Origin of the sequence: Pseudomonas paeninsulae, assembly GCF_035621475.1 — a bacterium.
GTDB classification, from domain to species: domain Bacteria; phylum Pseudomonadota; class Gammaproteobacteria; order Pseudomonadales; family Pseudomonadaceae; genus Aquipseudomonas; species Aquipseudomonas paeninsulae.
This window is the reverse complement of record NZ_CP141799.1, coordinates 2,540,962-2,554,411: the sequence shown is the minus strand read 5'-3', so window position 1 is coordinate 2,554,411 and position 13,450 is coordinate 2,540,962. Positions and strand designations below refer to the sequence as shown.

13 protein-coding genes are annotated in these 13,450 nt (G+C 62.1%); 11 read left to right on the top strand and 2 right to left on the bottom strand.

From position 1 onward, the window contains the following. Positions 1 to 36: 36 nt before the first annotated feature. Both metH and VCJ09_RS11765 read left to right on the top strand, forming a co-directional pair. A complete protein-coding gene (metH, locus tag VCJ09_RS11770) occupies positions 37 to 3,753 on the top strand; it encodes a methionine synthase (RefSeq protein WP_324734466.1) in 3,717 nt (1,238 codons plus the stop codon). 406 nt (positions 3,754 to 4,159) lie between these two features. Next, positions 4,160 to 5,041 (top strand): vitamin K epoxide reductase family protein, encoded by an 882-nt coding sequence (locus VCJ09_RS11765; RefSeq protein ID WP_324734465.1) that lies wholly within the window; start codon positions 4,160 to 4,162, stop codon positions 5,039 to 5,041. A 281-nt stretch (positions 5,042 to 5,322) separates the two neighbouring features. Here VCJ09_RS11765 and VCJ09_RS11760 read toward each other — a convergent pair whose 3' ends face one another. Further along, positions 5,323 to 6,006, bottom strand: a complete 684-nt coding sequence (locus tag VCJ09_RS11760) for a phosphoribosyltransferase (protein ID WP_324734464.1) — start codon at positions 6,004 to 6,006, stop codon at positions 5,323 to 5,325. A 302-nt stretch (positions 6,007 to 6,308) separates the two neighbouring features. Beyond that, the gene (locus tag VCJ09_RS11755) at positions 6,309 to 6,527 is read right to left on the bottom strand and encodes a hypothetical protein (protein ID WP_324734463.1); all 219 of its coding nucleotides are present in this window, start codon (positions 6,525 to 6,527) and stop codon (positions 6,309 to 6,311) included. A 305-nt stretch (positions 6,528 to 6,832) separates the two neighbouring features. Between VCJ09_RS11755 and VCJ09_RS11750 the strand changes: the two genes are divergently transcribed. The 9 genes from VCJ09_RS11750 (at position 6,833) to VCJ09_RS11710 (ending at position 13,234) form a co-directional block, all read left to right on the top strand. Beyond that, complete coding sequence (locus VCJ09_RS11750; protein ID WP_324734462.1) at positions 6,833 to 7,366, top strand: iron transporter; 534 nt, start codon at positions 6,833 to 6,835, stop codon at positions 7,364 to 7,366. Between the two features lie 18 nt (positions 7,367 to 7,384). Then, positions 7,385 to 7,717 carry a cupredoxin domain-containing protein gene (locus VCJ09_RS11745; RefSeq protein ID WP_324734461.1) on the top strand — a complete coding sequence of 111 codons (333 nt, stop codon included), beginning with the start codon at positions 7,385 to 7,387 and terminating at the stop codon, positions 7,715 to 7,717. A 24-nt stretch (positions 7,718 to 7,741) separates the two neighbouring features. Continuing rightward, the gene (locus VCJ09_RS11740) at positions 7,742 to 8,596 is read left to right on the top strand and encodes an FTR1 family iron permease (protein WP_324734460.1); all 855 of its coding nucleotides are present in this window, start codon (positions 7,742 to 7,744) and stop codon (positions 8,594 to 8,596) included. Continuing rightward, a complete protein-coding gene (locus VCJ09_RS11735) occupies positions 8,584 to 9,957 on the top strand; it encodes a 4Fe-4S binding protein (protein ID WP_324734459.1) in 1,374 nt (457 codons plus the stop codon). Before VCJ09_RS11740 ends, VCJ09_RS11735 begins: the two co-directional genes overlap by 13 nt. 128 nt (positions 9,958 to 10,085) lie before the next feature. Next, positions 10,086 to 10,763, top strand: a complete 678-nt coding sequence (locus tag VCJ09_RS11730) for a Crp/Fnr family transcriptional regulator (protein WP_324734458.1) — start codon at positions 10,086 to 10,088, stop codon at positions 10,761 to 10,763. 92 nt (positions 10,764 to 10,855) lie between these two features. Continuing rightward, positions 10,856 to 11,293, top strand: coding sequence for a putative zinc-binding protein (locus VCJ09_RS11725; RefSeq protein WP_324734457.1), 438 nt, complete (start codon positions 10,856 to 10,858; stop codon positions 11,291 to 11,293). Between the two features lie 191 nt (positions 11,294 to 11,484). Further along, positions 11,485 to 11,997, top strand: a complete 513-nt coding sequence (locus VCJ09_RS11720) for a DnrO protein (RefSeq protein WP_324734456.1) — start codon at positions 11,485 to 11,487, stop codon at positions 11,995 to 11,997. 140 nt (positions 11,998 to 12,137) lie between these two features. Continuing rightward, the gene (locus VCJ09_RS11715; protein ID WP_324734455.1) at positions 12,138 to 12,821 is read left to right on the top strand and encodes a Crp/Fnr family transcriptional regulator; all 684 of its coding nucleotides are present in this window, start codon (positions 12,138 to 12,140) and stop codon (positions 12,819 to 12,821) included. A gap of 221 nt (positions 12,822 to 13,042) precedes the next feature. Next, positions 13,043 to 13,234, top strand: coding sequence for a DnrP protein (locus tag VCJ09_RS11710; protein ID WP_324734454.1), 192 nt, complete (start codon positions 13,043 to 13,045; stop codon positions 13,232 to 13,234). Positions 13,235 to 13,450 lie beyond the last annotated feature (216 nt).

The following is a 13,450-nucleotide window of genomic DNA, read 5'->3' as shown; positions in this document are numbered from 1 at the left end:
TCCCCATTGTGTCAGCTTTGCTCAGGTAGTTCCGCCATGCCCCTGTCCGATCGCAGCGCCCGCCTCCACGCCCTTCAGCAAGCCCTGCAGGAACGCATCCTGATCCTCGACGGCGGCATGGGCACCATGATCCAGAGCTACAAACTGGAGGAAGAGGACTACCGCGGCACGCGTTTTGCCGACTGGCCAAGCGATGTGAAGGGCAACAACGACCTGCTGATCCTCAGCCGTCCGGATGTGATCGGCGCCATCGAGAAGGCTTATCTGGACGCTGGTGCCGACATTCTCGAAACCAACACCTTCAACTCCACCCAGGTATCCCAGGCCGACTATGGTATGGAAGCGCTGGTCTATGAACTGAACGTCGAAGGCGCACGCCTGGCGCGCCGGGTAGCCGATGCGAAAACTGCCGAGACCCCGGACAAACCGCGCTTCGTCGCTGGCGTGCTCGGCCCGACCAGTCGCACCTGCTCGCTGTCGCCCGACGTCAATAACCCCGGCTACCGTAACGTCACCTTCGACGAGCTGGTGGAAAACTACAGCGAAGCCACCCGCGGCCTGATCGAAGGCGGCGCGGATCTGATCCTGATCGAGACCATCTTCGACACCCTCAACGCCAAGGCGGCGATCTTCGCCGTACAACAGGTGTTCGAGGACGACGCCGTCGAGCTGCCGATCATGATTTCCGGCACCATCACCGACGCCTCCGGTCGCACCCTGTCCGGGCAGACCACCGAAGCCTTCTGGAACTCGGTGCGCCATGCCAAGCCAATTTCCGTGGGCCTGAACTGCGCACTGGGGGCCAAGGATCTGCGCCCCTATCTGGAAGAGCTGTCGAACAAGGCCGAGACCTTTATTTCGGCTCACCCCAACGCCGGCCTGCCGAATGCCTTCGGCGAATACGATGAAACCCCGGCGCAAACCGCGGCGGTAATCGAGGAGTTCGCCCAGAGCGGCTTCCTCAATATCGTCGGAGGCTGCTGTGGCACTACCCCGGCGCATATCCAGGCGATTGCCGAAGCCGTGGCCAAGTACCCGCCGCGCGCCATCCCCGAGATTGCCAAGGCCTGTCGCCTGTCCGGCCTGGAACCCTTCACCATCGATCGCAACTCGCTGTTCATCAACGTCGGCGAGCGCACCAACATCACCGGCTCGGCCAAGTTTGCCCGCCTGATCCGCGATGACAACTACACCGAAGCCCTGGAAGTCGCCCTGCAGCAGGTGGAATCCGGCGCCCAGGTGATCGACATCAACATGGACGAGGGCATGCTCGACTCGAAGAAGGCCATGGTGACCTTCTTGAACCTGATCGCCGGCGAACCGGACATTTCCCGGGTGCCGATCATGATCGACTCCTCCAAGTGGGAGGTGATCGAAGCCGGCCTGAAATGTATTCAGGGCAAGGGCATCGTCAACTCGATCTCGATGAAAGAAGGTGTCGAACAGTTCAAGCAGCACGCCAAATTGTGCAAGCGCTACGGCGCCGCCGTGGTGGTGATGGCCTTCGATGAAAACGGCCAGGCCGACACCGCCGCGCGCAAGCGCGAAATCTGCAAGCGCAGCTACGACATCCTGGTCGATGAAGTCGGCTTCCCGCCGGAAGACATCATCTTCGACCCGAACATCTTCGCCATTGCCACCGGCATCGAGGAACACAACAACTACGCCGTGGACTTCATCGAAGCCTGCGCCTACATCCGCGACCACCTGCCCCATGCCTTGACCTCGGGCGGCGTGTCCAACGTGTCGTTCTCGTTCCGCGGCAACAATCCGGTACGTGAGGCGATCCACTCGGTGTTCCTCTATTACGCGATCCAGAATGGCCTGACCATGGGCATCGTCAACGCCGGCCAGCTGGAGATCTATGACGAGATTCCCAAGCAACTGCGCGACGTGGTCGAAGACGTGGTGCTCAACCGCACGCCGAACGGCACCGAGGCCTTGCTGGCCATCGCCGACAACTACAGGGGCGATGGCAGCGTCAAGGAAGTCGAGACCGAGGAATGGCGTACCTGGGACGTCAACAAGCGCCTCGAGCACGCGCTGGTCAAAGGCATCACTACGCATATCGTCGCCGACACCGAAGAATCGCGGCAAGGCTTCAAGCGGCCGATCGAGGTGATTGAAGGCCCATTGATGTCGGGCATGAACATCGTTGGTGACCTGTTCGGCTCGGGCAAAATGTTCCTGCCCCAGGTGGTGAAGTCGGCGCGCGTGATGAAACAGGCCGTGGCCCACCTGATTCCCTTTATCGAAGAGGAAAAAGGCGACAAACCGGAAGCCAAGGGCAAGATCCTCATGGCCACGGTGAAGGGTGACGTGCACGACATCGGCAAGAACATCGTCGGCGTGGTACTCGGTTGCAACGGCTACGACATCGTCGACCTCGGCGTGATGGTGCCGGCAGAGAAGATCCTGCAGACCGCCATCGCCGAGAAATGCGACATCATCGGCCTGTCCGGCCTGATCACCCCGTCGCTTGACGAGATGGTCCATGTCGCCCGCGAAATGCAGCGCCAGGGCTTCAACCTGCCGCTGATGATCGGTGGCGCTACCACCTCGAAAGCCCACACTGCGGTGAAGATCGAGCCCAAATACCAGAACGACGCGGTGATCTATGTCACCGACGCCTCGCGCGCGGTCGGCGTGGCCACCCAGTTGCTGTCCAAGGAGCTGAAAGCCGGTTTCGTCGAACGCACCCGCCTCGACTACATCCAGGTGCGCGAGCGTACCGCCAACCGTAGCGCGCGTACCGAACGCCTGAGCTACGCCAAGGCGATCGAGAGCAAACCCAAATTCGACTGGGCAACTTATCAGCCCAGCGTGCCGACCTTCACCGGGGTCAAGGTGCTGGAGGATATCGACCTGACTGTCCTGGCCGAGTACATCGACTGGACGCCGTTCTTTATCGCCTGGGATCTGGCCGGCAAATACCCGCGCATCCTCACCGACGAAGTAGTCGGCCAGGCCGCCACCGACCTGTTCACCGATGCCCAGGCCATGCTGAACAAACTGATCGACGAAAAACTGATCAGCGCTCGCGCCGTATTCGGCTTCTGGCCGGCCAACCAGGTGCAGAACGACGACCTGGAACTCTACGGCGATGACGGCCAACCGCTGGCCAAGCTGCACCACCTGCGCCAGCAGACCATCAAGCCTGACGGCAAGCCGAATTTCTCCCTGGCCGACTTCGTCGCGCCCAAGGACAGCGGCGTCACCGATTACGTTGGCGGCTTTATCACCACCGCTGGCATCGGCGCCGAAGAAGTGGCCAAGGCCTATCAGAACGCCGGCGACGACTACAACTCGATCATGGTCAAGGCCCTGGCCGACCGCCTGGCCGAGGCTTGCGCCGAATGGCTGCACCAGCAGGTACGCAAGACCTACTGGGGCTACGAGCCGGACGAACAGCTGAGTAACGAGGAGTTGATCAAGGAAGGCTACAAAGGCATCCGCCCTGCCCCCGGCTACCCGGCCTGCCCGGATCACACCGAAAAAGGCACCTTGTTCGACCTGCTGGATCCCGCCGCCAAAGAAGGCCAGGCCGGCCACAGCGGCGTGTTCCTCACCGACCACTACGCCATGTTCCCCGCCGCCTCGGTCAGCGGCTGGTACTTCGCCCACCCACAGGCGCAATACTTCGCCGTCGGCAAGATCGACAAGGACCAGGTGGAAAGCTATACGGCGCGTAAGAACCAGGCCTTGAATGTCAGCGAACGCTGGCTGGCGCCGAATCTGGGCTATGACAACTGAGATCGCGCATGAGCCCTGCGAGCAGCTAGTACTGTCGAGCCTTGCGCGCCGGCTCGACAGTACTCGCCCTGCGCCCGAGTACCGCGATTTTCTCGCTGCCCGGGGCGGTTCCTACGATCAAGCCATGCATGCATTTCCCGATGCGTGCGCCTAGGTGGTCTAGCAGGCTGTGCGCACGGCAAATTGCGCGGCGACGAGGTATTCGCCGACGTGCCTGCTGGCCGTGGCTAGCTGAGACGCTACCTGCCCGATAGCTAACAGTGGCACGGCCATGGGTCCGCCATCCGCTACTGAGTTTTACTGCTAACGTTTAGCCGTAGATCGCCCCCTCATAGATCGAGGTGGAAACTGCATATTCAGCAAGCGCGTTGTTTCTCGACACTTATCCTGAAGAAGAGCCTGGTCTATGAGTAAAACCAAAAAGGTTCGACCTCACGAAGTAATTGCCCACTCCGGCACCGGCCGCAGCGTTCAGCATTCACCAGAGACGCTGGTATTGGTGCTGGCGCTGTGCGGCATGCTGCTGACCGGCTATCTGACCTATGTCGCCCTGCGCGGCGGCACACCGGCATTCTGTTCGGCTGAATCGGCCTGCGATCTGATCCAGCAAAGTCGTTGGTCGCGCTTGCTGGGCCTGCCACTGGCGCTCTGGGGCTTCGTTCTATATGGGCTGCTGGCGGCTAACGCCTGGCGATTGCCGGCCAGGCTGGTGCGCTGGCGGCGACTCTGGCTGCTCGCCTGGTTCGGGCTGGCCGTCAGCCTGTACATGAGCCTGGTTGCCTGGTTACAACTCGAAGCATTCTGCGCCTGGTGCTTGCTGTCGCTGGCACTAATGGCGGCGATCTTCATTCGAGTGAGTCTGCAGCGACCCAAATCGGCACCCGGCACCGACTGGCGGCACTGGTTTACCTATTGCGGGGTAGCAACCCTGGTCACCCTGGGCGGCCTGCAGTTGTATTACAGCGATATGCTGGCTCCGCGCGAAGACCCACAGTTGCAGGCTCTGGCCAGCCACCTGCAGCGTAGCGGCGCGAAGTTTTACGGCACCTTCTGGTGTCCAACCTGCCAGGAGCAGAAACGCCTGTTCGGCCCATCTGCCAAACGTCTGCCCTATGTCGAATGCACCCCAGATGGGCGCAACGGACTGCTTGCACGGGTCTGCATCGAAGAGAAAATCAACCGTTACCCGACCTGGATCATCCGTGAACAGCACTATTCGCAGCTGCTCAATATTGAAGAGCTGACGCGTCTTTCAAGATTCAAGTGGCCGGACAACTCCGGGCTTTGAGTCCAGCTAGCGCACTTGCGCTCAGGCAATGGGCAGGGCAATTGGCAAATGCCTGAACCCAAGCGCGGGTAGCGCTCTCACTGGTGCCGCTGCGCCTGAGCAAGTCCGCAGATTGCCCCACCTTGCCCCTGGCTATCCCGTGCGCGAGCAATCACGCCGGACGATGCATGTCCCCATGACTTAACCTGCCCCCGCCTGATTGCCTGTGGTGTTGATCTGCCTGTGCCGCGAGCGTGGCGCGCTGTACCTGGCCCCCTGCATCGGTCAGGCCTCCTCGTGGTTCATGGCTGTACAGCTTGTTCGCGCTGCCAGGCCTGACGCAGCAAAGCCTGCACCTGCTGATCCGAGGTCTGGGAAAAATCCACATACCAACGGCCAATGGCGATGAACATCTCGGGGGTGAACGGGCAGATGACTTCATCGACCTGTCGACGCAGCAGCGCCACGCTGTCGGTTGGAGCCACCGGTATGGCGACCACAATTCGCGCGGGCGACTGCTGGCGTACCGCCTTGATCGCAGCCTGCATGGTGGCGCCTGTGGCCAAACCATCGTCGACCAGAATCACCTGCTGTCCGTCCAGCACAGGCAGCGGGCGTTCGCCGCGATAGGCGCGGTCACGGCGCTGCAACTCCAGACGTTCCTGCGCGGCCACGGCGTCAACGGTGGCGCTATCGATATGCAGCGACGCCAGCACATCGCGGTTCAATACCTGCACGCCAGCACTGGCGATCGCGCCCATGGCCAGCTCTGCATGACCCGGCACACCGAGCTTGCGCACCAGCATCAGGTCGAGACGCACCTGCAGTGCGCTGGCAATCTCGTAAGCCACCGGCACGCCACCACGCGGCAAGGCCAGCACGATCACGTCAGGTCGCTGGCGATAAGCCGTCAACAAGCGCGCCAGCGCCTGGCCTGCGCTACTTCTGTCGCGGATGGGGATATCCAGAACATCGTGTCGCGTCATGATCATGCTCCAGCTGGCGAGCCTGACTTAACCAGGCACCAGACTTTCTGCAGGGTCTTTGCTCTCTAGTAGTAGTTCGCACGATAGCAGGCCCTGGCAGGTGATAACCCATCGGAGCGATTGATGGCGTCTCAGAGGATGTGAAAATATCGAGCGCCGTCGCGAGACCGCCTCCAGGCGTTCGCGGCAAGGCGCGCTGCGTGAAAGTTTAGTGAGCTAAATCCCCCCAGTTTTCACGTAGCGCAACACCGCAGCGGGCGCTTGGAGGCGGTCGCAGTAGGTGGGAATTTTTTCGCAACCTCTCAGCTATTGAGGGGGCTGTCGATCAACTCGGCAAGAGCCTGGTTGATCGCCGCCGAATTGATCGCCAACAACTGCAGTTGCGCTTGCACGGCCTGTGTCACTTCCGTCGAGCCGCGCTGCTCGATCCACTTGGCCAACAGCCAGACGGCCTCTCCCAGCGCCACCTGGTTCTGATGCAGGCGAGTCAGGGTCGCGGTTGTGAGTTGTTTGTGGTGCATATCCAGTTCCTGCTTGGGTGGCAGTCCATCCATGCGCGACCCAAGGTTCGCCAGCTCCGCTGGCTACGTGCGCCAGGAGCCTGCCAGGGCTTGGGTTCGCGGCGAAGAGGCAGCCGATTTGACAGGCTGTTAGGTTCCAGCAACTGCCGGCCAATCGCCATACCTCTTCATTGGTAGTGGGCACAAGGCTGATCTGGCGCAACTATTTCGCCAAGCAAACCGAATCTTGATGCAAATCATTATTGTTTGATCTGTGATTCCCTAAGCTAGGCCGCAACCACGCCACTGCTCAGAGGAAACCGTCGATGCGCGCCCAACTACCCTTTTCACTCGCCCTACTGCTGGTCGCTACGTTCGCCCAAGCCAAGGAATACCCGATTGGCGAACCCCAGCACTGCGGTGGCCTGGAGGTTGGCGCCGTGTACCTGCAACCGATCGAGATGGATCCGCCGGGCATGATGCGCCCCGCCGCCGACTCCGATGTACACCTGGAAGCTGACATCAGCGCCCTGGAGAACAACCCGAACGGTTTCCAGGAAGGCAGTTTCGTGCCCTACCTGAACATCGCCTTCGTGCTGCGCAAGCAAGGCAGCGACGAGCAGCTCAAGGGCGACTTCCACGCCATGGTTGCCAACGACGGCCCGCACTATGGCGACAACCTCAAGCTGTCCGGCCCGGGCAAGTATCAGCTGACCTTGAGCATCCTGCCCCCGGCCGGTGGCCACGCCATGTTCGGCCGTCACACCGACAAGGAAACCGGTGTCGCCCCCTGGTTCGAGCGCTGTGAACTGCACTACCAGTTCACCTATGCCGGCATCGGCAAGAAAGGCGGTTACTGAGCCCCCCCGGAGAACGCCATGCCCCGTTTCCTGCTCGTCCTGCTGGGAGTGGCCCTCGGGCTGCCCCTGTGCACCAGCGCCGCCAGCCTGCCGACCTACCAACTGGAGATTCGCGATGGTCACTTCAGCCCGCCGGTCCTCGAAGTGCCCGCAGGCCAACGCTTCAAGATCGTGCTGCACAACCAGGGACAGGGCCCGGCGGAGTTCGAGAGCACGCCGCTGCGCGTGGAGAAGGTCTTGTCACCCGGGGTCAGCTCGTTCGTGGTGATCCATCCACTCAGGCCTGGCCGCTACCCGTTCTTCGACGAATTCCACCGCGAGCTCGCCGAAGGCGCCATCGTCGCCCAATGAAGCTGCTGCACCGGGAGTATTGCAATGAATCAGTCGCTGTTTATCGTCTGGCGGGAAAGCATCGAGGCCCTGCTGGTCATCGGTATCCTGCATGCCTGGATCAACCAGCAGGCTGAGCGGGGCCGCGCCATGACCTTGCTCTGGAGTGGCGTGGCCCTGGGCCTGCTGCTGTCGGGGGCGCTGGCGCTGACCATCCTGTTCGCTGGTGAATGGTTGGCAGGGTCCGCCGGCGAGTGGTTCCAGGCGGGCTTGGTACTGCTGGCCAGCGGGCTGATCCTGCAGATGGTCGGCTGGATGCGCCGGCATGGCCGCAGCCTCAAACAAAACCTGCAACAGGCGGCCGACAGCCACCTGCAGCGCAACGGCGGCCTCGGCCTACTGCTCCTGGCCATGCTCGCGGTCGGCCGCGAAGGCAGCGAGACCGTGGTCTTCCTCTATGGCCTGGGCGTGCACAAGCAAGGCGCCGCACTCTGGCAGTTCGCCCTCGGCGGAGCGGCTGGCCTCGGTCTGGCGCTGCTGACCTTCATGCTGTTGCAGGCCGGCAGCCGGCTGGTTTCCTGGCGGCATTTCTTCGGCTTCAGCGAGATCGTGTTGCTGTTGCTCGGTGCGTCCATGTTGATCGCCGGGCTCGACCGCATCAGCGGTCAGTTAATGGCCCTGGAGCTGCCCGAGCAGGTCTACGGCTGGTTCGGCGATGCCCTCTGGGACACCTCCGCCGGCCTCGATGATGCGGCGGGGCTGGGCTCGGTATTGGCCAACTTTGCCGGTTATCGCGCCATGCCCTCCCTGGCCACGGTCGCCGTCCTGGCCGGCTATTGGCTGCTGGTCGCATTCTGGTTGCGGCGCACCGCGCCCACCGTATCGCCATGCGTCCACTGAACAGCCTGCTGGCCGACCTGGGTGACGCCCTGCGCCGGCATGCGCGGCTGATTCGCGGCGTGCAATGGGCGGTCGTGGCGTTCTATTGCGTGTTGCTGGTACTGCCGGCGCTGCTGCCGTTGCCGTCCAGCCAGGCACGCATTCTCGACAACCTGACGCTGCTGGCCCAGTTCATTTTCTGGGGCGTCTGGTGGCCGTTCGTGCTGCTGTCGATCGTGCTGTTCGGCCGGCTCTGGTGCGGGGTGCTCTGCCCCGAAGGCGCGCTCAGTGAATGGATTAGCTGGCGCGGCCTGGGTCGCGGCACACCGCGCTGGATCCGCTGGGGCGGCTGGCCGACCCTGGCGTTCATCCTCACCACCGTCTATGGCCAACTGATCAGCGTCTACGACTATGCCCAGGCGGCCTTGCTGATCCTCGGCGGCTCGACCCTGGCGGCGATGCTGGTGGGCTTTCTCTATGGTCGCGGCAAGCGCATCTGGTGCCGCTACCTGTGCCCGGTCAGCGGCGTGTTCGCCCTGCTCGCCCGCCTCGCACCGCTGCACTACAAGGTCGACGAACAACGCTGGCTGGAGAACCCGCCACCGCGGCAACCGCCGCCCAATTGCGCGCCGCTGCTGGATATCCGCCGCATGCAGGGCGCCGCCGACTGCCACGCCTGTGGCCGCTGCAGCGGGCAACGCGGTGCGGTACAGCTGAGCGCGCGCTCGCCGAACGCCGAGGTACTGATCGTCGGCACCCAGCACAATAGCCACTGGGACAGCAGCCTGTTGCTGTTCGGCGTGATCGGCCTGGCCATGGGCGCCTTCCAATGGACGCTCAGCCCCTGGTTCGTCAGCCTGAAACAGGCAACGGCCACCTGGCTGGTCGAGCACGATAGCTACGGGCTGCTGCAGACCGATGCGCCCTGGTGGTTGCTGACCCATTACCCACAAGCCAACGACCTGTTCAGCTGGCTCGATGGCCTGCTGATCCTGTTTTACCTGTGTGCCAGCTCGCTACTGCTCGGTGGCGGTCTGTGGCTGCTGCTGCGGGCGGCGGGCTTGCTGGTGTCGCGTACCGGCAACGTCTTCGAGCACCTGGCGTTGAGCCTGATCCCGCTCGGTGCCAGCGGGCTGTTCCTCGGCCTCAGCGCCACCACCGTCAAGCTGTTGCGTTACGAGGGCCTGGCCCTGACGTGGGCACAACCGGCTCGTGCCAGCCTGCTCGCGGGTGCGATTGCCTGGAGTCTGTGGCTAGGCTGGCAGGTGCTCGGCCGGCATGGCGCCCAGGGGCTGAAGCGGCTTGCGGCGTTTTGCTGCCTGCTGCTGGGCTCAGCCTGGGTCGGCTATGGCTGGTGGCTGCAGTTCTGGGGTTGGAGTTGAGTCTTACGCCCTCCTCACGGATCGCCCGGCCCGTCGCGCCTAGACTTGTTTGAAATCAAGGAAGCCCCGACTGCCGACCTTCTAGCATGTATATCCGAGCAATCCCGAGCTGCGTTGTGGGAGAGACCATGCTGACCGAACCATCACTTGTCGCACAGTTGCGCCGCCATCACCTGTTCAGCCGGCTGCCGGAGGCGGCACTGCAGGAGGTGTGCGCCTCGGCCAACCTCAAACGCTTGCCTGCAGGCGCCTCGCTGTTCCATCAGGGCGACAAGGCCGAGCGCTTCTATTTCATCTTCAGCGGCCAGGTGAAGCTGCATCGGGTGGTCTGCGACGGCCAGGAAAAACTGGTGGAAATCATCCGCGCCGACGAATCCTTTGCCGAGGCGCTGCTGTTCACCGGCGTGCCGCACTACCCGGTCAGCGCCACCGCGCTGAAAACCTGCCAGATGGCCAGCCTGCACGGCCCACAGTACCGACGCCTGCTGGAAGAGCACCCGAGCATCTGCCTGGATATTCTCGCCACCCTGAGCATCCGCCTGCACCAGCGATTGAACGAGATCGACACCCTGACCCTGGCTAACGCCTGCCACCGGGTCAGGCGCTTTCTGGTCCAGGCCCACGAAGAAGGCAACGGGGTGATCATGCTCGATGTGCCGAAACGGCTGATCGCCTCGAAGCTGGGCATCCAGCCAGAAACCTTCTCGCGCATCCTTCATCGCCTGATCGACGCCGGGGTGATTGCCGTGCAGCGTCGGCGCATCGAGATCATCGATCTACCAGGGCTGAGCAACTACGACGACTAGCAAGCCATACGTGCAGAATTGACCGTAATCAACGTCAGCCGCTGCACGGCCGTCAAACTAGACGACCTCTTGACGTTTGAAGGGTGTGCACAATGTCCAAGACACTCCAGCCCCTGGTCTACTCCTGCTCCGGCTGCTCCAACGTGGCGCAACTGGCGAATACCCTCGCGGTGCGCCTGGATCGTGCGGGTCTGGCGGAAATGTCCTGCATTGCCGGGGTCGGCGGGCATGTCCAGGCGCTGGTGAGCAAGGCCCGCTCCGGGCGGCTGATCCTCGCCATCGACGGCTGCCCGCTGCACTGCGCCAGCGCCTGCCTGGCCCAACACGGCATAGGCGCCGACGTGCATATCACCCTCAGCAGTTCGGGACTGCGTAAACGCTATCGGGAAGATTGCAGCGCGGCAGAAGCCGACGCGTTGTTCGAGGACATGCAGCACATCATCGCCCGCCTGCGTGAGCAACAACCCGGCCCTGGCTGCGCTGCGCAATCGCCGCCGAAGCAAGGCACGGCCGCGCCAGCGGCGGATTGACTGGAATGCACTGGATGCAGGGTTAAAAAAACCCTAAAGGTATTTATAACCCTATCCGCGCATAGTCATATTCACCATGACCACTCATTAAAACCTTTAAATTCAATGAATTGCAGATGGCACGCGGCTTGCTAAGGATAGTTATCCATAACCGCGACACGCGTTGCATGACCGCCATGCAGGGAGTCTCCATGAAGAAAATTCTGCAACCGCTAGCTTGGTACCTGGTCCTGACCTCGGTATTGGCCATGGCCAGCGGCCTTGCCTTGAGTTTCGCCACCGGCACGGTGCTGGCCGCCAGCGGCGATCACCAGCACGGCGCCAGCGAGCCTCAGCAACTGCCGCCGCAGGGGCAGAAATGGGCCACCGATCAACCCTTGCGTGAGGGCATGGCGCACATCCGCAAAGCGGTTGAGCAGGCGCTTCCGACCACTCAGGCACCGATCGGCAACGCTCAGGCCAACGAACTGGCACAGACCATCGAAGCCGAGATTGCCTCGATGGTCAGCCATTGCGCCCTGCCGGAACAAGCTGATGCTACCCTGCATGGCCTGTTCGGCGAACTGCTGCAGGGCAGCGAAGCCCTGCGTACCAATGGCCGCCGTGAGCAGGCCATGCTGCAAGTGGTGACTACACTGAACCGCTATCCGCAGCTGTTCGACGATCCTGCTGCGCAGGCGCTGGCTCTTCCCGTGCAGCATTGAGTTGCAACAGTCCGCCATCTGGGCTGTCTGATATAACCTCTATCACTCGCCCAAGACCGAGTCGTCAGCCCGTCACGCACAGGGCCAGACTCCAGGCCGCTCGGGGCCGATCTTTACGCCAAACAATCAGGATGTCTTCTATGGTGCTTCATCGCGTTCATCACCAGATTCTTCGCAGTCACCATTTGTTCGAGCCGTTGAACGAAGAGCAGATGGATGAACTGATGAGCACCAGTCAACTGCTCAGCATCGACAAGGGCGAGCCACTGTTCCGTCAGGGCGAACCGGCCCACTCGTTCTATTTCGTGATCGCCGGCGCGGTGAAGATCTACCGCCTGACCCCGGATGGGCAGGAGAAGGTGTTCGAGGTCATCGGCAATCGGCAGACCTTTGCCGAAGCCATGATGCTGATGGACACGCCCAATTACGTCGCCTCGGCCGAGGCGGTATGCCCTACTCAGCTCTACCGCATCGCCAACAGCACCTATATGCGTCTGCTCGAGAGCAATAGCCGGCTGCCCTTTGCCCTGCTCGGCAAGCTCTGCGTGCGCCTGCACCAGCGGGTCAACGAGATCGAAACGCTGTCGCTGAAAAACGCCACCCACCGCGTGGTGCGCTACCTGATCACTCAGCTTGCACGACTGCCAGACAGCGGCAACAGCTTCGAGTTGCCGATGGCCAAGCAGTTGATTGCCGGCCACCTGTCGATCCAGCCGGAGACCTTCTCACGGATCATGCGCCGCCTGATCGACGAGGAAATCATCACCCAGGAAGGCCGTCAGATCAGCATTATCGATCGCCTGCGCCTGGAGCAGTTCGAGTGAAATGCCTGTCTTCGCGTCTGCGCGAACAAAGAGAGTCTGTGAAAAAACTCTCACCTACTGCGGCCGCCTCCAAACGCCCGCTGCGGTGTTGCGCTACGTGAAAAGCAGGGTCATTTAGCTCACTAAACTCCCCTGCTTTTCACGCAGTGCGCCTTGCCGCGAACGCCTGGAGACGGTCTCGCGACGGCGCTCGATATTTTCACAACCTCTGAGCGCTCGCCATGTCTAAATGCCTGTATTGCCAACAAGACAATCCCCCCCAGGAACCTGAGTGCCGCAACTGCGGCATGCCCCTGCCGGCACTGGCCGATGCTGCCGGCGAACGTCGGCAGCGGCGCTTTATGTGGTTCTGCATAGGTCTGACCGTGTTCTGCGCGGTGATGATCGTCTGGTTGCCGCGCAGCATCGCCTGAACCGTTCTGCGGCAAATCCCTTTGCTGATAATTGATCGTCCCCACGCTGCTCGTGGGAATGCAGCCCTCGAGGGTCCAGCGTCCCCACAGTCACCGCATTGCGTGACGCAGAGCGTCACCGGCTCGCTCCCACGCTGGAGCGTGGGAGCCATCAAATTAAATCTACACAAAGCCATCATGTAGGAGCGGGCCATGCCCGCGAAACCCATCGCGGGC

Bases quoted from the DNA above. Each gene is read 5' to 3' on its own strand.
- metH (WP_324734466.1), top strand. From the start codon at position 37: ATGCCCCTGTCCGATCGCAGCGCCCGCCTCCACGCCCTTCAGCAAGCC.
- VCJ09_RS11720 (WP_324734456.1), top strand. From the start codon at position 11,485: ATGAAGAAAATTCTGCAACCGCTAGCTTGGTACCTGGTCCTGACCTCG.
- VCJ09_RS11750 (WP_324734462.1), top strand. From the start codon at position 6,833: ATGCGCGCCCAACTACCCTTTTCACTCGCCCTACTGCTGGTCGCTACG.
- VCJ09_RS11710 (WP_324734454.1), top strand. From the start codon at position 13,043: ATGTCTAAATGCCTGTATTGCCAACAAGACAATCCCCCCCAGGAACCT.
- VCJ09_RS11745 (WP_324734461.1), top strand. From the start codon at position 7,385: ATGCCCCGTTTCCTGCTCGTCCTGCTGGGAGTGGCCCTCGGGCTGCCC.
- VCJ09_RS11755 (WP_324734463.1), bottom strand. From the start codon at position 6,527: ATGCACCACAAACAACTCACAACCGCGACCCTGACTCGCCTGCATCAG.
- VCJ09_RS11725 (WP_324734457.1), top strand. From the start codon at position 10,856: ATGTCCAAGACACTCCAGCCCCTGGTCTACTCCTGCTCCGGCTGCTCC.
- VCJ09_RS11715 (WP_324734455.1), top strand. From the start codon at position 12,138: ATGGTGCTTCATCGCGTTCATCACCAGATTCTTCGCAGTCACCATTTG.
- VCJ09_RS11740 (WP_324734460.1), top strand. From the start codon at position 7,742: ATGAATCAGTCGCTGTTTATCGTCTGGCGGGAAAGCATCGAGGCCCTG.
- VCJ09_RS11730 (WP_324734458.1), top strand. From the start codon at position 10,086: ATGCTGACCGAACCATCACTTGTCGCACAGTTGCGCCGCCATCACCTG.
- VCJ09_RS11760 (WP_324734464.1), bottom strand. From the start codon at position 6,006: ATGACGCGACACGATGTTCTGGATATCCCCATCCGCGACAGAAGTAGC.
- VCJ09_RS11765 (WP_324734465.1), top strand. From the start codon at position 4,160: ATGAGTAAAACCAAAAAGGTTCGACCTCACGAAGTAATTGCCCACTCC.
- VCJ09_RS11735 (WP_324734459.1), top strand. From the start codon at position 8,584: ATGCGTCCACTGAACAGCCTGCTGGCCGACCTGGGTGACGCCCTGCGC.